This window comes from Spirillospora sp. NPDC048911, from assembly GCF_043198015.1.
Lineage (GTDB): Bacteria > Actinomycetota > Actinomycetes > Streptosporangiales > Streptosporangiaceae > Spirillospora.
The window spans coordinates 122261-144051 of record NZ_JBICUD010000003.1; the positions used below are offsets into that span (position 1 = coordinate 122261).

Genomic DNA, 21791 nt, shown 5'->3' on the forward strand with positions numbered 1-21791 from the left:
CGTCTTGCCGATCACCGGCGCAAGTGAGCCTCCATCCTGTTCGTACGGAACCCCAGGGAACTGGTCGCCATCCCCAGGGGCTGGGGTGCTCAGCTCAGGGGCCGGTCGCTACCCCAAGGGGGGCCTGGGCGCGCAGCTAAGGGGGCCGATCGCTACCCCAGAGGACTGGTCGCTTAGTTCAAGGGGACTGGTCGCTCCCCCGGGGGATTGGTCGCTCCTCCAAGGGGCTGGTCGCTCCCCCCAGGGAGGCCGGTCGCTCCCCCAGGGGCATGGTCGCTTCCCCAGGGGGCTGGTTGCTCCGCCAGGGGCTGGTTGCTTAGGTCAGGCCCGCTATCAGGTCGTTCAGGCCTGCTTTTATGCGTGCCAGGCTCAGGTCGCGGCGGTGGCGCTGGTAGCGGAAGAGGTTGGCGGCCAGGGGCGCCAGGAGGGCGTCCGCGAGGTACGCGGCGTCGGCGTCGGGGCGGATCTCGCCGATCAGCATTTCCAGGTGCATCTGGTAGAGCCCGTACGAACCGTCGTTGAAGCGGGCGTACGAGGAGTCCATCTCGGCTGCCAGCAGAAGGTCGGACTGTTCCTCGGTGCGGTCTGCCAGGGCGTGCAGGAACGCCCGTACGCGTTCCACCGGATCTCCTCCTCCGGGCCCCAGCGGCGGTGAGCCGGTCAGGAAACTCGCCTGGAACTCCCGCTCGCGGTCGTCGATCACGGCGTACACCAGGCCGGCGCGGTCGTGGAAGCGGCGGTAGACCGTGCCGACGCCGACGCCGGCCGCCCGCGCCACCTCGTCCATGGACAGCGCCTCGACGCCGCGCGTCGCGATCACCTCGGCCGCCGCGGCGAGGATCTTGCGGCGGTTCTGGGCCGCGTCGGCACGTTCGGCCGGCGGTCCGCCCGCGATCGGCAGCGCGCGCCGTGGCGGGCCGGTCTCGTCGGTCACCGTTCCAGGTTATCGATCCGGAGAAGCCTCCGCTTTTGTTTGCCATACGGAGAAGTCTCCGGTTAGCCTCGAACCAAGAAGTGGAAGTTCCTCCGGTTAGAGGTGTGACTGCCATGAACGAACTCGCGGGCAAGGCGGCTTTGGTGACCGGTGGCAGCAGGGGCATCGGTGCAGCCATCGCGTTGCGGCTGGCGCGGAACGGGGCGGACGTGGCGCTCACCTACGTCCGGTCAGAGGATCGTGCGGCAGCCGTCGTGCGGCAGATCGAGCGGCTGGGGCGGTGTGGGCTCGCGATCGCGGCCGACGCCGCGGATCCAGTGGCGGTCAGAGCCGCGGTCGACCGCGCGGCGCGTGGGCTGGGCAGGCTCGACATCCTGGTCAACAACGCCGGGATCGCGCCCTACGGGCCGTTGGCGGACGTCACGGCCGAGGAGATCGACAAGACCCTGGCGATCCACGTTCGAGCAGCGTACGTCGCGTCCCAGGCTGCGGCGCGGCACCTGCCGGAGGGCGGACGGATCATCAGCATCGGGAGCAGCCTCGCCGAACGGGTGACCTCTCCCGGCTGGACGTTGTACGCGATGAGCAAGTCGGCCCTCATCGGCCTCACCAAGGGGCTGGCCCGGGATCTCGGACCGGACGGGATCACCGCCAACCTCGTCCATCCCGGCTCCACCGACACCGAGATGAACCCGGCCGACTCCCCCGAGGCCGAGGCCGAACGGGCGTTCACCGCGCTGGGCCGTTATGCGGACCCGGACGACATCGCCGCCACGGTGGCGCACCTCGCCGGGCCCGCGGGCGCCTACCTCACGGGCTCGGCGATCACCGTCGATGGAGGGGTCACCGCGTGAAGGCCGCCTGGATCCTGCTGATCGTCGCGGCCCTCCTGGAGCTGGTCTGGGCCACCGCGCTCAAGCAGTCGAACGGCCTCGCGCGCCTCTGGCCGGCCGTGATCGGCCTGGCGGTGGCCCTGCTCAGCGTTCTCGTGCTGTCGGTGGCGCTGCGCGACCTGCCGGTGGGGACGGCGTACGCGGTGTGGGTCGGGCTCGGCTCCCTCGGCGTCGCGATCACGGGCATCCTCGTCCTCGGCGAGAGCGCCTCCCCCGCCCGCGTCGCCTGCCTCCTGCTGATTCTCGCCGGCGTGATCGGCCTTAAGGTCGTCGAGAGCTGATCATGGACGGGGCCGGGGCTCAGGCTTTCTTTAACCTGGCTCAGGACGGGCACGGGTAGGACATGAGCATGGAGATGCTGGGCATCGACATCGGCGGGTCGGGAATCAAGGGCGCCCCCGTCGATCTCTTCACGGGCGAGTTCGCCCAGGAACGGCTGCGCGTCGCGACTCCCCAGCCGGCCGAGCCCGAGCCGATCGCCGAGGTCGTCGCGCAGATCGTGGACCACTTCGGCTGGACCGGCCCGGTCGGCGCGACGTTCCCCGGCGTGGTGATGGACGGCGTCACCAGGTCGGCCGCGAACGTGGCCAAGAGCTGGATCGGGCTGGACGCCGCGAAGCTCTTCAGGAAGGCCACCGGCTGCCCTGTCACGCTGCTGAACGACGCGGACGCCGCCGGGATCGCGGAGATGAGCCACGGCGCCGGCAAGGGCAAGAAGGGCACGGTGGTCATGCTGACGCTCGGTACCGGGATCGGAAGCGCCCTGTTCATCGATGGCGTGCTGGTCCCGAACACCGAGTTCGGCCATCTGGAGCTCGACGGACACGACGCCGAGTCGAGGGCCTCCGCCAAGGCCCGGGAGGACCACGATCTCAGCTGGGAGAAGTGGGCCAAGCGTCTCAGCGACTACATGTCCCATCTGGAGGCCCTGATCTCGCCCTCTCTGATCATCGTGGGGGGCGGCGTCAGCAAGAAGGCCGACCGGTTCGTGCCGCTGATCCAGGACGTCCGGGCCCCCATCGTGCCGGCGACCCTGCTCAATACCGCCGGGATCGTCGGCGCGGCGATGGCCGCCGCCGTCGCGGCGGGCGCCACGAACGGCCGTGACCTCACCCGGACGGCCTGACCCAGCCGAACCGGACGGCCTGCCCTGACAGACGGCTCGACTCGAAGCCGGACAGCTCGAACCCGGACGGCCTGGACCGAACCCGGTTGGCCCGACCCCGCCGAAGCCGGACGGCCCGACTCAATGGACGGCCCGGCCTGAAGGCAGACCGACCCGAACTCGGACGGGTCGTCCCGAACCCGGACGGCCTGCCGGCTAGGGGCGTGGGAGGCGTATGGCGGCGATCTCCCAGGGACGCATCGGCCTGGTGACACCGCCGCTGATCGTCGCCGTCGTGGCAACGGGATGCTCGGCGATCAGGCGAACTTCGAGTTCGCCGTCGCGTTCCCGCAGGCTGCTCATCACCACGCCCTCGCCCGTCACCTCGATCCCCGGGCGGGCGGGCGGCAACGGTGTGCTGGACGCTCCGTAGCCCGCAGCCGCCAGAAGACCGTGCCGGTACGACTCCGCAGCCGCCAGCACCGATGGGCCCGGCCTGTCTCCCGCGCCGCTCACGCCGTTCCCGCCGCCCACGTCGTCTGCGTCGTTCACGCCATTCGCGCTGCCTGCGCTGCCTGCGCCGCCCGGGCCGTTCATGCCGTCTCCGCGGTTTCCGCCATCCGCACTGTTTGCGCTGTACGGCATGATTGCTAGCTCTACTTTGCGTTCTCCCCGGCACTGGGCTTGCGGGGTCGGCAGTTGAGGGCCGGCGGGCTGGTCGCGGTTGGCGTTGTGGTGGCGGGAGAGGTAGCCGACCGAGCGCACGAGCGTCAGCGCCAGTTCCCGGCCATCGCCGGTCACCTCGTACTCGGTGACGTGCTCCAGCAAGGCCGCGAGCCCGCCCGCCGCCACGAACGCCGATGCCGGGAACGTCGGCAACGGCGCCTCGCCGCAGCCTCCTTCCGCCGTCAGGCCCCGCTCGACGATCGCGAACTGTCCCTCCGCGAACGAGGACGAGGCCTGGCGCGGCAAGGGCAGATGCAGCCTGACCCGGTGGTCCTCGCAGCGGTTGTCAAACGACACGGTCAGGCGTACGTAGGGCTCCCCGGTCCGCAACTCGACCCGCATCGTGACGGTTACGGGCTCCTCCGCTTCCGAACGCGCGTCGTCCGCGAGGTCGCCCTTCGCCGGCCAGCGATACGTTCGCAGGACGTCGAACGCGGCGACCAGCGGTCCCGCCGTGACAGCCCGTACCTGCACAGAATCGGGTGTGTCGACGAGCCGGTCGAGGCGCGGCGGCGCGTAGTTGTAGGTGTCGCCGAGGTCGCCGCCCTCCATCACGCGCCCGAGCCCCTCCACGACCAGGCCTTCCGCCGAACGGACCGAGAACGTGCCGTCGCCGGCGATCTGGACGCGCAGGAGCCCGTTGTCCAGGACGTCGTCCCCTTCAGCCCGGACCGGCCGCTCGACCGTCGGCGTCCCAGAAATCGGGCGGACGGAGAGAACGCCCAGCGGCGGCGCCTCCACCAGGGCGGCGACCGTGCGGCGCGGGTCGGCGATCGTGACCACGCGCCACTCCCCCTCGGCGTCCCGCACGGCCTCCCGCACGTCGGCGATGTCGAAGGGCGTGTCGGCGCGCTGCGTGACGTGGAAGGTCAACGTCCGATCCGACACGGTCCAGTCGCGGATGTCCTGGCCGAACAACGAGCGCCCGAACACCCGGTTGAGCACCATCGGCAGGTCGGACGCGGCGTGAACGGCGTCGTCCAGCGTCGTGGCGGCGACGTCGAGCGTCTGCGTGGGATACGTGCGTCCCGTGGCGTCCTCCAGCACGATCTCGCCCTCGGCCGCGACGTCCAGGACGACGAATCCGGCGCGGCGTGCCGGGGTCGGGTTGAAGACGAGGTGGCCGCCGAAGGGCACCGTGGCCGCGAGCCCGGCGGTCACCAGATCGCAGACCGCCCGGCCGAGCTGCTCGGCCTCGGCCATGCGGGCCGCGACCTGTTCGGCCGTCTCGTCGCTGCCGCAGCCGGTCACCGAGTCGTGGCAGCTCACCTCGATCAGCCGGGTCCAGGCCATGTCGAGGAAGCTCGCGGCGCTGCCGTCCCACCAGAGCGCGTCGAGCGGCTCGGCGTAACGTTCGACCAGGCGTTCGGCGCGGCTCATGGCCTGCTTGAGGTGCGCGCGCGCCGAGATGACGCCCGGCAGGATGTTGGCGCGGGCATGGGAACGCAGCTCGCCGCGGACGCGGGGCAGCCCCTCGGTCGAGGTGTCCTGCGTCGCCATGTACCCGGCGAGGGTGTCCAGCCTCGCGCCGCCGCCGAGGCCGTCGATCTGGTCGGCGAGATCGCTGGCGGGGGCGGTGTGGTCCGAGCCGTACATGGCCAGCAGCGGGCCGCCCTCGGGACGCCAGGCGCGCATGCGTTCGGTGAAGTCGGCCACGCGGCCCGGCAGGAGTTCGATCCCGGCTTCCCTGCCGTCGCCGTACTGCCCCGCCTCCTCGAACATGCTGGCCGCGTTGCCGTATCCGCCCTCGGGCAGGTATTCGGTGCGAATGGCCGTTCCGTCTGGGGACTCCCAGGCAAACGTGTGTGTCCGTACAGCAGAAGGAACGCCCCGCCAGACACACGCGTGCTCGATCCCAGCAAGCCGCAGGATCTGCGGGGTTTGCGCGCAGTGGCCAAACTGATCGGGCAGATAGCCGACTCGCATTGCGGCGCCGAGTTCTTCCGCCCGCCGCAGGCCTAGCTCAAGGTTGCGGACGATGTTCTCGCCAGAGCACAGAAACTCGTCGTGCAGGATCTGCCAGGGCCCCACAGCCAGGCGCCCCTCCCGGACGAGCGCCGCGACGCGTTCACGACGTTCCGGCCGGATCTCCAGGTAGTCGTCGACCGCCGCCATCTGGCCGTCCAGGGTGAAGTGCTGGCGCGGGTCGGCCTCCATGCGGTCGATGACCTCGTCCAGCAACGCGACCAGCCTCAGCCGGAAACGCTGGAACGGCAGGTACCACTCACGGTCCCAGTGGGTGTGCGGGACGACGACGATCGAGGTCTCGGTGGCCTGGGTCATCCGCATAGCGCGATCACCTCGTTCTCGTGGGATTCAAGGCGGTGCATGCCGTCGGCCCGGGCGGGCATCCGGACGTGGTCTCCGCGTACGGCGCGGCGGCGGCCGTCGGGGTCGATGAGCACGGTGCCGTCGGCACCGAGGGCGATCAGGTCGTCTTCCACCCGGAGCACCATCGGCACGCCTGAGCCCGTATCCGAGCCCGCGTCCGGTCCGATCGTCACGGCCGTGCGGCCCGCGGCGAGCGCGCCCAGCACGTCGTCGCCCTCTGCCAGCACCCACGTCGTCGGCTCGCCGAGCGATTTGTGCTGGGCCGGATCGTGGTAGTCGCTGCCGCCGAGGGGGACGACGTCCGGACGCCAGAGCGACGCCCACGACAGCGGGGCTCCCCAGCGCCGGTCCCACCAGGACGAGTGCCAGATCTCGACATGCCGGGGGCGGGCCTCCGGCGACAGGTCACGCCGCCAGGCGCAGTCACCACTGAGCGGATGGTTGATGGAGATCACGCCGCCGTGCCGCTGGGCGAACGCGACCCACTCGTCGGACGGCTGGCGGAAGTCCACCCATCCCGTGTCGCCGAAGACGTTGGCGTGCCCGAGGTCGGTGGTGACCTCCTGGCCGGGGACGAGGATGATCCCGGCGCGGACCCCGACGGCCGCCAGCTCGGGGTGGTGGCTGACGGTGTTGTGGTCGGTGACGGCGAGGAAGTCGAGGCCGCGTTCGACCGCGCGGCAGGCGAGCTCGGGAACGGTGAGCGTGCCGTCGCTGTGCACGGTGTGGGAGTGGAGATCCCCGGCCAGCCAGCGCATCCCTGCGGGAGCGGGCAGATCCCGGATGGGCGCGCGAGCGGGTATCGGCGGCCACGCTGTCTCGGCCGGTGCAGGTGGACGGGACGTCGAGGTGACGATGGTGACCTCGTACGGGACGCCGTCCGGCGGGATCCGGTGCAGGCCCAGCCATACGTGCCAGGTCCCCGGTTCCAGCTCGCCGGGCAGATATCCGGGCGTGGCCCAATCCGGCGCGATCGTGAACTCTCGTCTGGCTCCGCCGGACCAGCCACGGAAGCCGTCCGGGCCGTGACAGCCCAGGTCGATGACGCCGCCTTCGAACGAGAGCCGTACGGTGACCGACGCCGTGCCCCGCCCGACCTCGAAGGGCAGCTCACGCAATCCGAGTTCGAGCCTGTCCTCCAGCGTCCACCGTCCGCGATGCACCGTGGTCGTCCCCGCGCTCACCACACCCCCACCGTCACGCGCCTGCCTTGGCCTAGTCGCACTTCGCCCCGGGGTGCTGCGTTCCGTCCTACTTCGGCCCGCCGCACCTCGGCCCGCCGCGCTCCGCCCCGTCGCGCTCCGCCCCGTCGCGCTCCGCCCCGTCGCGGTTCGCCCCGTCGCGCCTCGCCCCGTCGCGCTTCATGCCGTCGTGCTTCGTCCCGTCGCGACTTCGCGCTGTCGCGTCCGTCCGTCATGCGGCCACCGTCACGTCGTTTCCGTTCACCAGGTCTCCGTCGCTGTAGAGAAGGGCGCGCCCCGCTCGGGGCACGGCCCAGCCTTGCTCGTCCGGGCCGGGCTCGTCGCCCTCGCCGACGAGCGCGTGGATCGTGACTCCCTCGACGTCCAGTGTGACCAACGAGGAGCTGCCGAGATTCTCGACGACCTCGACCCGGCCGCCGAACGCGCCGTCGACCGGGGTCGCCGAGTAGTCCAGATAGTCGGGCCGCACTCCGTACACGACGGCCTGCCCGTCCTCGACGAGCCCGCGCGTCTCGTCCGGCAGCGGCAGCAGCGTGCCCGCGGCCTCGACGTGCTCGCCTCGCACCCGCGCGTCGACGAGGTTCATCGGGGTCGAGCCGATGAACGAGGCGACGAAGAGGTTCGCCGGGCGCCTGAAGACTTCGGCCGGGGTGCCGATCTGGCGGATCCGGCCATTCTGCATGACCGCGATCCGGTCGGCCATGGCGAGTGCCTCGGCCTGGTCGTGCGTGACGAAAACGGTGGTGACGCCCAGTTCTCGTTGCAGCTTCTTGAGGAACGTACGGGCTTCCAGGCGTAGTCGCGCGTCGAGGTTGGACAACGGCTCGTCCAGAAGGAACGCCTGCGGGCGCGCGACCATCGCACGCGCCAGCGCGACCCGCTGTTGCTGGCCACCTGAAAGGTGCCTGGGGCGTCGTTCCAGGAGTTCGTCCAAGCCGAGCTCGGCGGCCACCTCTGCGGCGGCCGTGTGCCGCTCGTTCTTGCCGATCTTCTTGATGCGCAGCGGGTAGGCGATGTTGTCGGTGACGGACATATGCGGAAAGAGCGCGTAGTCCTGGAAGACCATGCCGACGTCGCGGCGTCCGGGCGGCAGCCGCGTCACGTCCGTCTCGCCGATCCGCACGGAACCAGCGGTCGCGGTCTCCAGCCCGGCCACGGTCCGCAGCAGCGTCGTCTTGCCGCACCCGGACGGGCCGAGCAGCGCGAAGAACTCGCCGTCCGCGATGTCCAGGTCGAGGGCGTTGAGGGCCCACACGTCGTCGTCCGCGTAGACCTTGGTCAGGCCGCGCAGGATGATGCCCGCCATCAGCGCTTGATCCCTCCGTGGAAACGGAACCCGTACCGGCGGCTCACGAACAGGTACATGCCCACGACCGGCAGGGAGTACAGCAGCGAGAACGTCGAGATCAGGGCGAGATCGGGCTGCCCGCCCTCGGTGTAGAAGGTGTACATGATCACTGAGGCCGGGGCCTTGTCCGGGTCGCGCAGCAGCAGGAACGGCATGAGGAAGTCGCCCCAGACCTGCGCCACCGTCCACACCGTGACGGTGGCGAGGCCGGGGCGGATCACCGGGACGACGACGTGCCGGAGCGTCTGCAGCGGCGTGGCGCCGAAGACGCGCGCCGCCTCCTCGTAGGACGTGGGCGTGGCGTCGGTGAAGTCCTTGAGCACGAAGATGGCCGCCGGGAGCAGCCCGCCCGTCAGCACGAGGATCACGCCGAGATGCGAGTCGATCAGGTTGAGGTTGAACGCCAGCAGGAAGATCGGCACCATCGCGGCCGTGCCGGTGATGATCGACGACAGCAGGAGCAGGACGTAGAGCAGCACGTCGCGGCCCGGGATGCGCACCCGGCTGAGCGCGTACGCGGCGAGCGCGGCGCACGTGACCACCAGGGCCGCCGCGCCGGCCGCGAGGATGACCGAGTTGCGCAGCGAGGCGAGCGCGTACGGGTTGTCCAGCAGCACCTGGAAGTTGTGCAGGGTGAAGTCGGGCAGCGACGCGGAGATCTGGGGCTCGGAGTCGAACGGCGCGAACGCCAGCCACAGCAGCGGCAGGGAGAAGAAGCCCAGCACCACGGAGATGAACGTGGCGAGCCCGATCCGCCTCAGCATCTCGCGCACGCTGCTCATGTCGTGCATGCTCTTCACGTCGCCACCCGCGCTTTCCGCTCCCCCTGCGCTCTGCGTTCGCGGAGGGCGCGCAGGTAGAGCAGCGCGATCACCAGATTGATGAGGATCATCACGAGCGAGATCGCGGCGCCGAAGCCGAGCCGCCCGTCGCCGAGGGCCGTCCGGTAGACGTACACCGACATGATCTCCGACTCCCCGTTCGGCCCGCCCGCGGTGATGAGGAACGGCGTGAAGTCGTTGAACGTCCAGAGGCTGACGAGCAGCAGGCTGGTCAGGATGTGGCCGCGGATGCGCGGGAGGACGACGTCGCGCAGCGTCTGGAACGTGGACGCGCCGGCCAGCCGCGCGGTCTCCAGATGCGACGGCGGAACGTTCCCGAGCGCGGCGCTGTAGAGCATCATCGAGAACGCGGTGCCTCGCCAGATGTTGAAGACGACGACGCACGCCATCGGATGGTCGAGCAGCCACGCGGTGCCGGGCGTGCCGAGCAGCGCGTTCAGGGTGCCCGAGTCGCGGTCGAGCAGGGTGATCCAGAGGAACGCGATCACCGAGCCGGGCAGGATCCAGGCGAGCAGGATCACCGCCTCGACCAACCGCCGCAGCGGCCCCGACCGGTCGCGCATGACCCACGCCACCGAGAAGCCCAGCACCGTCTGCCCGATGACAGCCGAGCCGACGACGAACTGCAGCGTCAGCCACAGCGAGCGGTGGAACTCCTCGTCGCCCAGCACCGCCGTGTAGTTGCCTGTCCCGACGAACTGGGGGTCGCTCGCCGCGATCCCGGTGAGGCGATAGTCGGTGACCCCCAGGTAGAGCGTCCAAAGGGCCGGAAAGACGAGAAAGACCGCGACCAGGACCATTGCCGGCGCGACGAACGCGGCGGCACGGCGGGTGCCGAGCCCCGCCGCGTCGTCGCTCGCCTTGCGGAACGGCGCCGCGCCGCCTGGCGGGACGGCAGCGGCGGTCAGCTCAGCCGGTGGAGACGTTGGCGGCGCCACCGACGATTCCCTCCAGCTTCTTGCCGTACTGCGCGGCCGCCTCATCGGGGCTCTTGCCGGAGACGACGCTCGCCGTGGCCTCCTGGAGCGCGGTCGAGACCTGCGGATAGGCCGCCAGGCCAGGCCGGTACGCGGTGATCGGCAGGACCTTCTCGGCGAGGTAGGACAGGAAGGCGTCGCCCTTGAGGATCTCGGCGTTCACGTCCGTGCGCGAGGTGATCTCGGGCGTGCCGGCGGTACGGGCCTTGTGCATCTCCGGCGAGTTCATGAAGGTCAGCAGGTCGAGCGCCTGCTGCGGGTACTTGGTGTTGGGGTTGACGACGGTGACGGCGCCGCCCGACATGCTGGTGAACGACTGGGCGCGGATGCCCTTGCCCGGGGTGATCGCGGGGAACATGGCGTACCCGACGGCCTGGTCGCGGTCCGCCATCTTGGCGATCCCGGTCTTGGGGTTGATCACGTCCCGCCAGAAGTAGTCGCCCTCGGCCAGGATGCCGATCTTGCCCGCGGCGAACGCGGCGAACGACTTGTCGCGGCCCTTGGCCTCCTGCTGGAGCTTCGGGTCTCCGAGTCCCTGCCCATAGATCTTGGAGTAGAGGCCGAGGACGTTCTTGACCGCCGTTCCGCCGCCGGTCCACTTGCCGCCGGAGTAGATCTCGGCGCCGGCCCCGGCGAGCAGCGGCAGGACGCCCTGCATCGCGGTGGCCTCGCCCATCGCGGTGCCCGCGTTCAGCTGGACGGGGACGACGCCGGGCAGCTTCTTCAGGGCCTGGCCGGCGGTGAGGATCTCGTCCCAGCTCTTGGGCTGCCAGTTCGCGGGCAGGCCGGCGCGGGCGAAGAGACGCTTGTTGAAGAACAGCACCCGCCCGTCCGTGCTGGCCGGGATCCCGTACCGCTTGCCTTCGAACGTGGCCAGGCCCTGCACGGCCTTGGGGATCTGCGTCCAGCCGTCCCAGGTCTCGGCGCGGGGGCCCGCCACGCTGCCGAGCGGCGCGATGTAGCCGGCCTGGGAGAACTCGCCGACCCAGATGCCGTCCATGTCGAAGACGTCGGCGCCCGACTTGGATTTGAGGTCGAGCGCGATCTTGGTCTTGTAGGGCTCGTCGTCGACGCCGTAGCCGCGGAAGGTCACCTTCGCGGTGACGCCCTTGGCCTTCTGCGCGGCGACGAAACGCGGGATCACCGTCTTGGTGATCCATTCCGCCTCTTCGGTGTTCTTGCCGCCCTCGATGGCGTTGCGGCTGATCACCAGGCTGAAGCTCTTGGCCTTGGCGTTGCGGTCGGGATCGGTGGAGGAGGAACCGCCGCCGCAGCCCGCGACGGACGCGCCCGCCATGAGGAGCGCGGCCGTCGCGGCGAGGCGGCGCCGGGAGCCGGAAACAGGCCGTCGGGAGCCGGAAAGGATCTCTCGGGAGCCGAGGAGCCGTCGGGAGCCGGAGGGGAATCGTCGGGGGCCGGAGGGGGACCGTCGGGAGCGGGAGGAATAGAAGTCCACGGTGACCTCCTTTGAGCGTCACCGTTAACGTGAACGAAGAAAGCGATCACGTAAAGACCCCGCCGGGTCACGGCTTGTTCAAGATCACGGATCCATGAGCTCGGCGCTGCGAGCGGCGAAGACCTCCATCGCCTTGCTGGTGATGGGCCCGGGGGCGACGGGCAGCATGGTGCCGTCGACGGAGTGGATGGGCTGCACGTCCCGGGTCGTGGAGACGAGGAACGCCTCCTCGACCTGGTAGAGCTGCTCCAGCGGGAGGTCCTCCTCGTCGGCGCCGAACCACTCCAGGACCAGCGCGCGGGTCACCCCGGCCAGGCAGCCGGCGGTCAGCGGCGGCGTGATGAGCCGGCCGCCCTTGACGACGAAGATGTTGCTGCCGGTGCCCTCGGACAGGTTGCCCGCGAGGTTGCCGAAGATCGCCTCGCCGCCGCCGCGCTCCTTGGCGTAGGCGAGCGCGAGCGCGTTGTCGGCGTACGACGTCGTCTTGAGCCCGTTCAGCGCGCCGCGCTCGTTGCGCGGCCACGGCACCACGGTGACGTCCGTGGTCGCCGGGAACGGCTTCTGCTCGGCGACGATGATCGAGGTCGTGGTGCCCTCGGTCCCCCGGTCGGAGCCGAGGGGGCCGGGGCCGCTGGTGTAGGTGATGCGGATCCGCGCCAGCGGCCATCGGGGCGCCGCGGCGAGCACCTCCAGGGTGCCCTGGGCCAGCGCGTCATGGTCCGGCTCGGGGAGCCCCAGGCCCGCCGCGGAGCGGGCCAGCCGCTGCAGGTGCCGGGTGAGGGCGAACGGCTCGCCGTTCGCCGCCTTGACGGTCTCGAAGATCCCGTCGCCGACGAGCATGCCGTGGTCGAACACCGACACCTTCGCCTGCTCGGGGTCGAGCAGTTCACCGTTGAGCCAGATCTTGCCCTGCCCGGTCGTCACCGGAAGCCACCTCCAATAGCCGAGCCGCCTTGAGCTCGGTCTCATGCCATTCGCGAAGCGGGTCGGACCCCCAGGTGATGCCGGCGCCGGCGCCGAACCGCAGCAGGCCGTCCGCCGCCCAGAAGGTGCGGATGCCGACCGCGAGCGCGGCGCGCCGGGAGTCCGCGTCCACCCAGCCGATGGCCCCACAGTACGGGCCGCGCGGCACCGGTTCGAGCTCATCCAGCAAGGTCAGCGCGCTGGACTTGGGGGCACCGGTCACCGAGCCCGGCGGAAACGTCGCCCCCAGCAGCTCGGACCAGCCGTTCGGCGGCGCCAGGCGGGCCCGGACGGTCGAAACGAGATGGACCAGGCCCGGTGCCTCCTCCGGCACGCACAGGCCCGGAACGGTCACCGATCCGATCTCCGCGACCCGGCCCAGATCGTTGCGGACGAGGTCCACGATCATCACGTTCTCGGCGCGGTCCTTGGGCAGCAGCTCCGCCGCCGTCCGCGCCGTCCCCTTGATCGGCCCGGACTCGATCACCTCCCCCGCTCGCGAGAGGTAGAGCTCCGGCGAAGCGCTGGCGATCTCCAGCCCCGGCAGCCGCAGCGTCATCGCGTACGCGGCCGGATGCCGCCGCGCGAGCCGCCGCCCCAGCCCCGCGATGTCGGCGCCCTCGGGCATCGTCGCCGACAGGATCCGGCACAGGTTGGCCTGGTAGACGACGCCGTCGGCGATGGCCGCCCGGATCCGTTCCACGCCCCGCACGTACTCGGCCTGGCTCAGTGAGCTGTGCCACTCCCCCGGCGGGCCCCACACGCCCTCCGGATGCGGCGCTCGCCGGACGTCCTCGAACCGCGCACACGTGATCTTGCCCTCGTACGTCACCACGACGGCCCACCAGCCCCGCGAATCCAGCGCCGCCGGGTCCGTCGTCACGTCGGCCAGCCCGGTGGCCAGCAGGCCCCCGACGTGTGCGAACGCATCCTTCATGGTGACCAGTGTGCCGTCTTATGCACCTTGGGGCAGAATGCACCCGAACGAGTCGGCCAGCCCCCGCATCCCGGCCTCCGTGGCGGTCAGCGCCCGCCGCGTACTGCCCCGCTCGAACCACCCGAGCTCGATCAGCCGCTCGGTCAGGGCCGCCCCCAGAGCCCCGCTCAGATGGGGCCTCCGCTCCGTCCAGTCCAGGCATTGCGCCGCGAACCGCCGCCGCCCGTTCCTCAACTCAGCCACGTCGATCCCGAGCTCGGCCAGCCGCTCCTCGCCCTTCTCGGTGACCTCGGCCCCGTCCGGCTCGATCAGCCCGGTGTCCACCAAAGCCGCGAAGAGCGCGACCCCCGCCTCCCCCGCCAGATGGTCGTAGCAGGTCCGCGCGGTGTGCAGCCGCCGGGCGTCCCGCGACTGCTTCAGGCTCCGCACCTCCACCGGCGGGCTGATCCGGCTCAGAGCCTCGATGACCTGGGCGATCTCGGGCCCCTTCAAGCTGTAGTACCGATGCCGCCCCTGCTTGATCACCGTGACGAGCCCGCCGTCCAGCATCCGCGCCAGATGCGAGCTGGCCGTCTGCGCGCTGATCCCCGCGACCCGGGCCAGCTCCCCCGCCGCCAGCGGCCGCCCGTCCAGCAACGCCGTCAGCATCGCGGCCCGGGCCCGGTCGGCCAGCAGCGCGGCCACCACCGAGATGTCGGAGTCGTACGCGAGGTCACCCATGTCCCGGAGCCTATGCGCTCCACACTTCGACGCCCGCCGAAGCGAAACCGGTTTGGGGAAGCCGCCACTTCACGCTAAGGTTTTCCTCGTCGCCGCAAGGGGCCCCGGCCCCGAGCAGCACACGCGGAAGTGGCTCAGTGGTAGAGCATCACCTTGCCAAGGTGAGGGTCGCGGGTTCAAATCCCGTCTTCCGCTCTGAGGGGCCTTGCAGAAGGCCTCCCTCTGGTGGAGTGGCCGAGAGGCGAGGCAACGGCCTGCAAAGCCGTGTACACGGGTTCAAATCCCGTCTCCACCTCAACCCGTACTTCCCTGGAAGCACGGACCCGGGCGATTAGCTCAGTGGGAGAGCGCTACCTTGACACGGTAGAGGTCACTGGTTCAATCCCAGTATCGCCCACCATCATCTCCCCAGGTCAGACCGAATGTCTGGCCTGGGGATCTTGTATTCCAGGCCCCGTTGGACGCCGGATCGGGAGCACATCGGGAGCACACTGCTCCACGGGTTGATCGGAACTACCCATGCATGGGTCGGGGTCACCATACTCGTGGGTCGGGGTCATCGGGAGCAGTGCTCCCGGTGGGTGCTCCCTGGTGCACCACGGTGGGGTCGGGGTCATCGTCACGGCCGGTTGCCGGTCAGGTCGGTCCATCGTTGCTGGAGCCGGTTGCGCAGGTCTTGGCGCATCGGGTCGCTGACGTGACTGTAGACGCCCGCGATGCCGGGCATTCGATGTCCCATCCGTTCAAACTTCACCGCGTCTGCGACGCTGAGTTCGTCCAGCATGGTCTTGTGGTGGTGGCGTAGCCCGTGGAAGACCGCGCCGGGCAGGACGGGTGGCCAGTCGCGTTCGGTGTCACCGTCGCAGGCGGGGCGCCACAGGCGGCGGGCGAAGTTGGATCGCCGGTGCCAGCGATCGTCGGCGGTGACGAACACCTGCTCCTGGTCGTGACCGTCCATCACCTCTTGCAGGAGCGCGGCCAGGAAGGGCGGCAGATCGATGCGGCGCGCTGCGGTCTGGGTCTTGGGCGGGCCCAGCCACAGGGCGCCGCGGACTTCATGCAGGGACCCAGTCTCGGGATCGACCTGCAGGTACAGCTGGTCGAGATGGCAGGTTCGTTTGGACAGGCCAGTGATCTCACCCCACCGCATGCCTGTGAACGCCGCGGTGATCACCATCACCTGCGCCGCCCCTCCCCCGAGGATCTTGATCCGGTCGGCGATGGCCAAGACCTGGTCCCCGGTCGGCACCGGGCGCTCGCGGACCTGTCGTATCGCCGTGCGCGGGGCATGCCCGCTGCGGGGTTCGGTCATGCGCAGGCCTTGGATCGGGTTGACGGCGATCATGCGTTCTTCCACCGCAGCCGTCAGCACGAGCGACATCAACGTCACGACGCCTCGGACGGTGGCCAGGCTGTAGCGGGCGCGCAGACCGATCGCCCAGTGTTTGACCGCGCTGCGGCGGATCTGGTCCAGGGGCAGCTGGCCGAAGGCTGGGATGATGTGGGCGTCGAGGTAGTGGTCGTACTTGGCTTGGGTGCTGGCGGCGACTCGATGTGTCTGGTGCCATAGCCCTGCCCAGTCGGCCAGCGGGGTGCGTGAGTCGTGCGGATCGATGAAGGTTCCGCGACGGTGGTCGGTGTCCAGGTCCCCTGCCGCCTCGAGGGCCTCTGTCTTGGTCCGGTACTTATCGGGTGTGGTGCGCACGACGCCGCCAGCGTCGCGGTAGCGAACCCGGTACCACGGGCCACGTTTTTCCGCCCAGGCCATAACGATCTCCTTCCAGATACACGATCAGGCCGCCCCGGGAGGGGCGGTCAGGGTCGGGGTCATCCACGCTCGACTGGGCAGGGGCGCTCAAGCGTCCACGTCATCGCGGCCGATGCGGCCTTTGGCGAGGGGACTGCTCACCGGCGCTGATGATCGCTTCCAGGTCGGCGCGGGAAAACCGCAGATGCTTTCCCAGGAACGTGCACGGGATCGCTCGAGCGGCTGCTTTGCGACGCAGCCACGACGCCTTCACGCCCAGCAGCTGCGCCGCCTGCTCCGGCGTGAACAACAACGGCTCGACTCGATCATCAACAGGGGGCATGGTGAACTCCCCCACGCTCAAGCCCACCCTCGCCCAAGCACTCAGCAGCGGCTCGCATGCTGCCCTCCCGCCTCGACCGCCCTGGCAATCGACGCAGCACGCAGCATCCCGCAACGGCCGATCCGCAAGGAGAACCAACGGCGGCGTGGGAGGTGTGGGGCAGGACCGGTGCTGGTGCGCATCCACATCTCGAACGACATGCTCCCAAGGCAACCCGGCGAAGTAGGCACTTCTTTGGCACGCGATCGGCACACCCCGCACACACCGACAGCGATCTTAAGCACGCGGTCGGCAAGGGGTGGACACCAAGGGCACGCCGTCAGCAGGCCGAACGAGGAGCCCATAAGCACGGCGGTACTCGCGGCCCAAGCCCTCATTGCGAGCTAGGGCGTATCCGGCGAGCGGCACTGTACGGGGGGGTATCTCCTCAGGCGTGGGAATGATCTTCGGGGGTAGATGGGGAACCGGGGAGATCATCCATCGGATTCGGGGGGATTCGACGTCATGACCGTCATCAAGGAGTTGGAGAGTGTCGCCCAGGCTGGTCCTGGTGCGGGCGGAACGGCGCGGATGCCAGAGTCGGGACGGGATGTGCCGGTCCGGGAGCTGCTGGGCGATGAGGTGCTGGACCTGCTGCTGGCGCGGTCCACCGACGAGTCGGGCCAATTGCGGCTGACCGGTGAGGACTCGATGCTGGGCCAGCTGGTGAAGGCGGTCCTGGAGCGGGCGCTGGAGGCCGAGCTGACCGCGCACCTGGGCTATGACAAGCACGCACCCGGCGCGTCCAAGACGGCGGGCAACGCCCGCAACGGCAAGGGCAAGCCCAAGACAGTGCAGACCGGAGTCGGTCCCGTGCGGATCGACGTGCCCCGCGATCGCGCGGGCAGCTTCGAGCCGGTCCTGGTGCCCAAGCGTGCCGGGCGGGTCTCCGGCGGCCTGGACGACATGATCATCAGCTTGTATGCGCACGGCATGTCGGTGCGCGACATCCTGCACCACCTCAAGCAGGTCTATGGCACCGAGTTGTCGCACGAGCAGGTCTCGAGGATCACCGACCAGGTGATGGACGAGGTCAAGGCATGGCAGACCCGGCCGCTCGATCCGACCTACGCCGTGGTCTTCCTGGACGCCATCGTGGTCAAGGTGCGCGACAACAACGTCGTGCAGAACAAGCCCGCCTACCTGGCGGTCGGCATCGACACCGACGGGGAGAAGCACGTCCTGGGCATCTGGCTCGCGCGCACCCCGCTGGAGACCGCCACCGCTGCCGAGGGTGCGCGGTTCTGGGCCAGCGTGATGGCCGACCTGCGCAACCGCGGAGTCGGTGACATCCTCATCGCCTGCACCGACGGGCTGGCCGGGTTCCAGGACGCCATCCACTCCGCGTTCCCGGCCACCGTGGTCCAGTCCTGCGTGGTCCACCTGATCAGAAATGCGCTGCGGCCGGTGGCTCGCCGTGACGCTGGTGCGGTGGCCAAACAGCTGAAGAAGGTCTACACCGCCGTGACCGCCGACGCCGCCTACGAGGCCCTGGCCGAGTTCGCCGGCACCGACCTGGGCAAGAAGTATCCGCAGGCGGTGAAGGTGTTCGAGGACGCCTGGGACCGGTTCACCCCGTACTTCGCCTTCACCGGCCCGGTCCGCAAGCTGCTGTATACGACCAACGGGATCGAGTCGCTGAACTACCAGCTCCGCAAGGTCACCAAGGCCCGCGGCCACTTCCCCGGCGACGACGCCGTGGTCAAGCTGCTGTGGCTGGCCATCATCAACATCGAGGACAAACGGGCCAGAGAACGAGCCGCCAAACGGGAGAAAGGCGCCAAGCACGCCTTCACGCCCACCAGGCTCGTCGAAGGACAACGCGCCGCGGGATGGCGAGAAGCGCTCAACGAACTCGCCATCGCCTATCCAGGACGCATCAGGTAAAGCAGATCTGGCCACCTACCTGCAAGTTCTTTCCACACCTGAAGTTACAGGCTCGGGGGAAGCTCAAGGATGTGCCAGTTTTTGAGTGTTGCGGCTCCCTGCTCGCCCAGCGCGCGGACCTGGGCGTGGTGCCGGTTGAACAGCTTCTTGCGCTTGCCGAGCTTGCGGCCCTTGTTGCGCTTGTAGGGGGTGCCGATCGCGCCGCCGGCTCCGATGTAGGCCTTGTCGGCGTAGCAGGCGATCGCGCGGCTGGTGAGAGCGTCGATGATGCCGTGCGTGCGGGCGGCGGTCAGATCATGGGTCGAGCCGGGCAGTACGGGCGAGGCCCAGATCAGCTCGCCGTGCGGGCCGGTGAGAAACTGGATGTTCACGCCGTGCCGGTGATGCTTGCCGCTGTAGTACAGCCGGTCGTTGGCCCCTGAGAGCCGGTCGATCGGTGCCAGGGTGCCGTCCAGGATGACGTAGGCCTTGCGCTGGGCGATCCGCATCGCCTCGCGCAGGTCGGGCGCCAGGTCGGCGAGCAGGGCGATGACCTCGGTGAGGTAGCGGTGCGCGGTCGCGGCGCCGATTCCGAACGCGCAGGCCAGGCAGGCGAAGGTGTCGTTGCGGCGCAGGTGCACCAGGACCAGCAGCGCCTGGCGGTGGGGGCTCAGTGCCCGCCACCGCGAACCGATCCGGGACCGGTGGCCGCGCACCAGATCGGTGACGAAGGTCAGGGTCGGGCGCGACAGATCGAGCGCGGCACGGTAGAACAGCACATGAAGCTCCTGTGCGGACAAGGTTGATCTTGGTCGACAACCTCATCTAGCAGGAGCTTCACTCATTCCACGGTCATATCCATCGCCTGCAACCAGCCCGTGACCTGCACACACAGGTTGGAATTACCTCAAGGCTTCGTCGGTAGACACGACTTGCGGAACTCCTGCTAAGCGCCTGTCGTTGGACAGCTCGCGTGGACCTACAAACCGCTGACGGCCCAAACCAGCCCGGCCACGTCGTCTACACCTGCATTGGAATCGCGGCAGCGCAACAAGATCGCGGCGGGCCTGCGCGGTACCGCCGCCAGCGAGGGATGGTCGCCATGGCGGCTGGTGCAGGTTGTCCACCAGCAAGCGGAGTGCCCGACGCTGCTGATGGCGTGGCGACTGGCGGCCGGGGGCACCCAGGCTGAGGTAGCACGCGGACTTCAGGGCTTGGCCGCCGACCTGGGAAGTCCGTGCCCCTGGCCCGAACTGCCAGCAGATGTCACGGTGGTAGAACGCGCGCGAGAGCGTGGGACCGTTCCACCGGCCGCTGTTCTGCCTGTGGTTCAGGACGACATTGGAACGTCTTGGGCTGGGCTCGAATGACGATCCGGTGGTTACTCTGGTCTCGCAGCCGGTCGTGTTGCCAGAAGAGGACGATGTGGAACGCCGCCAGTTCCTGTCCATCGCAGCAGTGGCCCCGGTCGCCGCAGCTCTGACCCCCAGCGGCCTCGACGAGGTTCGAGCCCGCATGAACCATGACTTGCGGCACGCCCTCCCCACTGACGAGATCGACTTCCGGCAGCTAATCACCGCCGACCACGTCTACGGGACCACCGCGCCCGCCACAATGCTGCGCAGAATGGCCCCGATCTGACCGACCTGGCGCGCTCCTATCCTCATGAACGCGAACTCAACCGCACCGCCGCTCGGATGTGCGGCCTGGTGGGCGCTCTGCACACCGACCTCGGCCAAGACCGCCCCGACCGTGGATGGCTGCACACCGCCGCGGGATATGCCCGCCACAGCGGCGACCTAGCCCAGCAGTACTGGATCGCGATGGCCCAGGCCATGGGCGCCTTCTACGCCACCGTCCCCAACCCCAACCGCGTTGTCCAGATCGCCGAGCGTGCTCGCCGTGACCTCGGCGACACCACCGCCGTACCTGCCGCGCAACTCGCCGGCCTCGCTGCCTGCGCGCACGCAGTTCTCCCCGGCCACCAACGCCAGGCCCGCGACACTCTCGACGACGCCCAGAGGCTTTTCGACCAGCTCGCTTCGCCCACATTGACAAACGCTTCTGGGGCTTCCCAGAGATAGAAATGCTGATGTACCGCTCGCAGATCCTCACCCGAATCGGATCTCCAGACGCCTGGGAAGCGCAAGACAGCGCACTGGCCGCCTACCCCAGCGACGACCCAATGGACAGGCCACTGATCCTGCTGGACCGCGCACGATACCTGGCAGCACAGAAGAACGCGGACGCAGCAGCCCACACAGCTACCATCGCCCTGGAAAACCTCGCCCCAGGACTGCGTGTTCCCCTGCTACTCGAACAAGCCAAGGCCCTCACCCGCGACCCGCAGTCAGTCTCGCCCGCCGTCGCCGCCCACTACAGCGAGCAACTCACCACGCTGGCGGCCTAAAGACGCGCACCGAATCCACCGACCATCATCGGCCTGAAGACAGGTTGCGATCCTCACCGGCCCCGGAGGGGTCGGTGCTGCGGGGGGCCTTCCAACGACGTCGCAATGCTTGGCCGGCGTTGCAATCCTCACCGGCCCCCGGGGGTCGGTGCTGCCGGGGCGGCGGTTCAGCGCGAAGACCCCTGCCGTCCGACGCGATCCTCACCGGCCCGGAGGGCCGGTGCTGCGCGGGCAGGCGACGAGCCTGACCGACCCGCCGACCGTTGCGATCCTCACCGGTCCCGTCGGCCGGTGCTGCTTGGTGCCGAGACTCTTTTGGTTCCGGGACGAACCTGAGTTGCGATCCTCACCGCCCGGAGGATCGATGCAGCCCGGAGTCCTTGAACTTCACCTTCGGGGCGATGAAGTCATTGCGCCCCTCACCGGCCCCGGAGGGCCAGTGCTGCCTCTTGAAGTATCCGTTCGGGTAGTGCGTGCCAGCGGTGTTGCGATCCTCACCGGTCCCGGAGGGCCGGTGCTGCCCATCCCACTCGGCGCGCTGCTCGCCGGTCATGGGGACGTTGCGATCCTCACCGGCCCCAGGGGTCGGTGCTGCGGCGTCCCGCGGCGTGATGACGTGCGGGACAGTGCCGTTGCGATCCTCACCGGCCGCCGGGGGGGTCGGTGCTGCTGCCGAGCAGCTCGATGTAGCCGGGGCTGGAGAATCCCGCGCCGTTGCGATCCTCACCGGTCCCGGAAGGCCGGTGTTGCCGGGCATTGACGCCTCTGACGATAATCCCGTGCCCTGCGTTGCGATGCTCACCGATCCTGGAGGGCCGATGCTGCCACGTACAGATCGACCTGCGCTTTCGGACCAGCAACGTTGCGATCCTCACTGGTCCCGGAGGGCCAGTGCTGCTGAGGATGAGGCGGTTGTGCCGGTCGGCGGGCTTGAAATTGCGATCCTCACCGT

Annotated in this window: 21 protein-coding genes and 3 tRNA genes; 10 read left to right on the forward strand and 14 right to left on the reverse strand. The window is 69.4% G+C overall.

Features of this window, described 5'->3' with window-relative positions; all coding sequences use genetic code 11:
* Positions 1 to 316 precede the first annotated feature (316 nt).
* Entirely contained in the window at positions 317 to 934 is a 618-nt protein-coding gene (locus ACGFNU_RS14780) for a TetR/AcrR family transcriptional regulator (RefSeq protein ID WP_392593738.1), read from the reverse strand.
* 113 nt (positions 935 to 1047) lie between these two features.
* Between ACGFNU_RS14780 and ACGFNU_RS14785 the strand changes: the two genes are divergently transcribed.
* The 3 genes from ACGFNU_RS14785 to ppgK all read left to right on the forward strand — a co-directional run bounded on the left by ACGFNU_RS14785 (position 1048) and on the right by ppgK (position 2953).
* On the forward strand, positions 1048 to 1788 hold the full coding sequence (locus ACGFNU_RS14785) for an SDR family NAD(P)-dependent oxidoreductase (RefSeq protein ID WP_392593740.1): 741 nt from the start codon (positions 1048 to 1050) through the stop codon (positions 1786 to 1788).
* Positions 1785 to 2108: a DMT family transporter gene (locus tag ACGFNU_RS14790; protein WP_392593742.1), complete on the forward strand. Its 324-nt coding sequence runs from the start codon at positions 1785 to 1787 to the stop codon at positions 2106 to 2108. Before ACGFNU_RS14785 ends, ACGFNU_RS14790 begins: the two co-directional genes overlap by 4 nt.
* A gap of 68 nt (positions 2109 to 2176) precedes the next feature.
* Positions 2177 to 2953: a polyphosphate--glucose phosphotransferase gene (gene ppgK, locus ACGFNU_RS14795; protein ID WP_392594903.1), complete on the forward strand. Its 777-nt coding sequence runs from the start codon at positions 2177 to 2179 to the stop codon at positions 2951 to 2953.
* Between the two features lie 195 nt (positions 2954 to 3148).
* Here ppgK and ACGFNU_RS14800 read toward each other — a convergent pair whose 3' ends face one another.
* The 9 genes from ACGFNU_RS14800 to ACGFNU_RS14840 form a co-directional block, all read right to left on the reverse strand.
* Positions 3149 to 5947 carry an alpha-mannosidase gene (locus ACGFNU_RS14800; RefSeq protein WP_392593744.1) on the reverse strand — a complete coding sequence of 933 codons (2799 nt, stop codon included), beginning with the start codon at positions 5945 to 5947 and terminating at the stop codon, positions 3149 to 3151.
* Positions 5938 to 7173: a CehA/McbA family metallohydrolase gene (locus ACGFNU_RS14805; RefSeq protein WP_392593745.1), complete on the reverse strand. Its 1236-nt coding sequence runs from the start codon at positions 7171 to 7173 to the stop codon at positions 5938 to 5940. The genes ACGFNU_RS14800 and ACGFNU_RS14805 overlap by 10 nt, the downstream gene beginning before the upstream one ends.
* A gap of 229 nt (positions 7174 to 7402) precedes the next feature.
* Complete coding sequence (locus ACGFNU_RS14810; RefSeq protein WP_392593747.1) at positions 7403 to 8497, reverse strand: ABC transporter ATP-binding protein; 1095 nt, start codon at positions 8495 to 8497, stop codon at positions 7403 to 7405.
* Positions 8497 to 9321, reverse strand: coding sequence for a carbohydrate ABC transporter permease (locus tag ACGFNU_RS14815; protein ID WP_392593749.1), 825 nt, complete (start codon positions 9319 to 9321; stop codon positions 8497 to 8499). Before ACGFNU_RS14815 ends, ACGFNU_RS14810 begins: the two co-directional genes overlap by 1 nt.
* A gap of 14 nt (positions 9322 to 9335) precedes the next feature.
* Positions 9336 to 10319, reverse strand: coding sequence for a carbohydrate ABC transporter permease (locus ACGFNU_RS14820; RefSeq protein ID WP_392593751.1), 984 nt, complete (start codon positions 10317 to 10319; stop codon positions 9336 to 9338).
* Positions 10291 to 11814: an extracellular solute-binding protein gene (locus tag ACGFNU_RS14825; RefSeq protein ID WP_392593753.1), complete on the reverse strand. Its 1524-nt coding sequence runs from the start codon at positions 11812 to 11814 to the stop codon at positions 10291 to 10293. Before ACGFNU_RS14825 ends, ACGFNU_RS14820 begins: the two co-directional genes overlap by 29 nt.
* A gap of 84 nt (positions 11815 to 11898) precedes the next feature.
* Positions 11899 to 12738: an aminotransferase class IV gene (locus tag ACGFNU_RS14830; protein ID WP_392593755.1), complete on the reverse strand. Its 840-nt coding sequence runs from the start codon at positions 12736 to 12738 to the stop codon at positions 11899 to 11901.
* On the reverse strand, positions 12701 to 13714 hold the full coding sequence (locus ACGFNU_RS14835) for a chorismate-binding protein (RefSeq protein ID WP_392593756.1): 1014 nt from the start codon (positions 13712 to 13714) through the stop codon (positions 12701 to 12703). Before ACGFNU_RS14835 ends, ACGFNU_RS14830 begins: the two co-directional genes overlap by 38 nt.
* Before the next feature lie 18 nt (positions 13715 to 13732).
* The gene (locus ACGFNU_RS14840) at positions 13733 to 14434 is read right to left on the reverse strand and encodes an ArsR/SmtB family transcription factor (protein WP_392593757.1); all 702 of its coding nucleotides are present in this window, start codon (positions 14432 to 14434) and stop codon (positions 13733 to 13735) included.
* Between the two features lie 123 nt (positions 14435 to 14557).
* Here ACGFNU_RS14840 and ACGFNU_RS14845 point away from each other — a divergent pair.
* The 3 genes from ACGFNU_RS14845 (at position 14558) to ACGFNU_RS14855 (ending at position 14834) form a co-directional block, all read left to right on the forward strand.
* Positions 14558 to 14629 (forward strand) — tRNA-Gly (locus tag ACGFNU_RS14845).
* 29 nt (positions 14630 to 14658) lie between these two features.
* Positions 14659 to 14729: transfer RNA gene (locus ACGFNU_RS14850), tRNA-Cys, on the forward strand.
* Positions 14730 to 14759: 30 nt separating this feature from the next.
* A tRNA-Val gene (locus ACGFNU_RS14855) sits at positions 14760 to 14834 on the forward strand.
* Positions 14835 to 15053: 219 nt separating this feature from the next.
* On the opposite strand, the gene ACGFNU_RS14860 is transcribed toward ACGFNU_RS14855, so the two are convergent.
* Together ACGFNU_RS14860 and ACGFNU_RS14865 are read right to left on the reverse strand one after the other, a co-directional pair.
* Positions 15054 to 16202, reverse strand: a complete 1149-nt coding sequence (locus tag ACGFNU_RS14860) for a tyrosine-type recombinase/integrase (protein ID WP_392593759.1) — start codon at positions 16200 to 16202, stop codon at positions 15054 to 15056.
* 100 nt (positions 16203 to 16302) lie between these two features.
* Complete coding sequence (locus tag ACGFNU_RS14865; protein ID WP_392593761.1) at positions 16303 to 16539, reverse strand: helix-turn-helix domain-containing protein; 237 nt, start codon at positions 16537 to 16539, stop codon at positions 16303 to 16305.
* 555 nt (positions 16540 to 17094) lie between these two features.
* Here ACGFNU_RS14865 and ACGFNU_RS14870 point away from each other — a divergent pair.
* Positions 17095 to 18450 (forward strand): IS256 family transposase, encoded by a 1356-nt coding sequence (locus ACGFNU_RS14870; RefSeq protein WP_392594904.1) that lies wholly within the window; start codon positions 17095 to 17097, stop codon positions 18448 to 18450.
* Positions 18451 to 18494: 44 nt separating this feature from the next.
* On the opposite strand, the gene ACGFNU_RS14875 is transcribed toward ACGFNU_RS14870, so the two are convergent.
* Positions 18495 to 19208: a transposase family protein gene (locus tag ACGFNU_RS14875; RefSeq protein WP_392593763.1), complete on the reverse strand. Its 714-nt coding sequence runs from the start codon at positions 19206 to 19208 to the stop codon at positions 18495 to 18497.
* Between the two features lie 514 nt (positions 19209 to 19722).
* On the opposite strand from ACGFNU_RS14875, the gene ACGFNU_RS14880 reads away from it, so the two are divergent.
* The 3 genes from ACGFNU_RS14880 (at position 19723) to ACGFNU_RS14890 (ending at position 20839) form a co-directional block, all read left to right on the forward strand.
* Positions 19723 to 20070 carry a hypothetical protein gene (locus tag ACGFNU_RS14880; RefSeq protein WP_392593765.1) on the forward strand — a complete coding sequence of 116 codons (348 nt, stop codon included), beginning with the start codon at positions 19723 to 19725 and terminating at the stop codon, positions 20068 to 20070.
* A 68-nt stretch (positions 20071 to 20138) separates the two neighbouring features.
* A complete protein-coding gene (locus ACGFNU_RS14885) occupies positions 20139 to 20513 on the forward strand; it encodes a hypothetical protein (protein WP_392593767.1) in 375 nt (124 codons plus the stop codon).
* A 2-nt stretch (positions 20514 to 20515) separates the two neighbouring features.
* The gene (locus ACGFNU_RS14890; RefSeq protein WP_392593769.1) at positions 20516 to 20839 is read left to right on the forward strand and encodes a hypothetical protein; all 324 of its coding nucleotides are present in this window, start codon (positions 20516 to 20518) and stop codon (positions 20837 to 20839) included.
* Positions 20840 to 21185: 346 nt separating this feature from the next.
* On the opposite strand, the gene ACGFNU_RS14895 is transcribed toward ACGFNU_RS14890, so the two are convergent.
* Positions 21186 to 21392, reverse strand: coding sequence for a hypothetical protein (locus ACGFNU_RS14895; protein ID WP_392593770.1), 207 nt, complete (start codon positions 21390 to 21392; stop codon positions 21186 to 21188).
* Positions 21393 to 21791 lie beyond the last annotated feature (399 nt).

Bases quoted from the DNA above. Each gene is read 5' to 3' on its own strand.
- ACGFNU_RS14785 (WP_392593740.1), top strand. From the start codon at position 1,048: ATGAACGAACTCGCGGGCAAGGCGGCTTTGGTGACCGGTGGCAGCAGG.
- ppgK (WP_392594903.1), top strand. From the start codon at position 2,177: ATGGAGATGCTGGGCATCGACATCGGCGGGTCGGGAATCAAGGGCGCC.
- ACGFNU_RS14800 (WP_392593744.1), bottom strand. From the start codon at position 5,947: ATGCGGATGACCCAGGCCACCGAGACCTCGATCGTCGTCGTCCCGCAC.
- ACGFNU_RS14810 (WP_392593747.1), bottom strand. From the start codon at position 8,497: ATGGCGGGCATCATCCTGCGCGGCCTGACCAAGGTCTACGCGGACGAC.
- ACGFNU_RS14815 (WP_392593749.1), bottom strand. From the start codon at position 9,321: ATGAGCAGCGTGCGCGAGATGCTGAGGCGGATCGGGCTCGCCACGTTC.
- ACGFNU_RS14835 (WP_392593756.1), bottom strand. From the start codon at position 13,714: ATGAAGGATGCGTTCGCACACGTCGGGGGCCTGCTGGCCACCGGGCTG.
- ACGFNU_RS14840 (WP_392593757.1), bottom strand. From the start codon at position 14,434: ATGGGTGACCTCGCGTACGACTCCGACATCTCGGTGGTGGCCGCGCTG.
- ACGFNU_RS14860 (WP_392593759.1), bottom strand. From the start codon at position 16,202: ATGGCCTGGGCGGAAAAACGTGGCCCGTGGTACCGGGTTCGCTACCGC.
- ACGFNU_RS14870 (WP_392594904.1), top strand. From the start codon at position 17,095: ATGCCAGAGTCGGGACGGGATGTGCCGGTCCGGGAGCTGCTGGGCGAT.
- ACGFNU_RS14890 (WP_392593769.1), top strand. From the start codon at position 20,516: ATGCTGATGTACCGCTCGCAGATCCTCACCCGAATCGGATCTCCAGAC.
- ACGFNU_RS14895 (WP_392593770.1), bottom strand. From the start codon at position 21,392: ATGACCGGCGAGCAGCGCGCCGAGTGGGATGGGCAGCACCGGCCCTCC.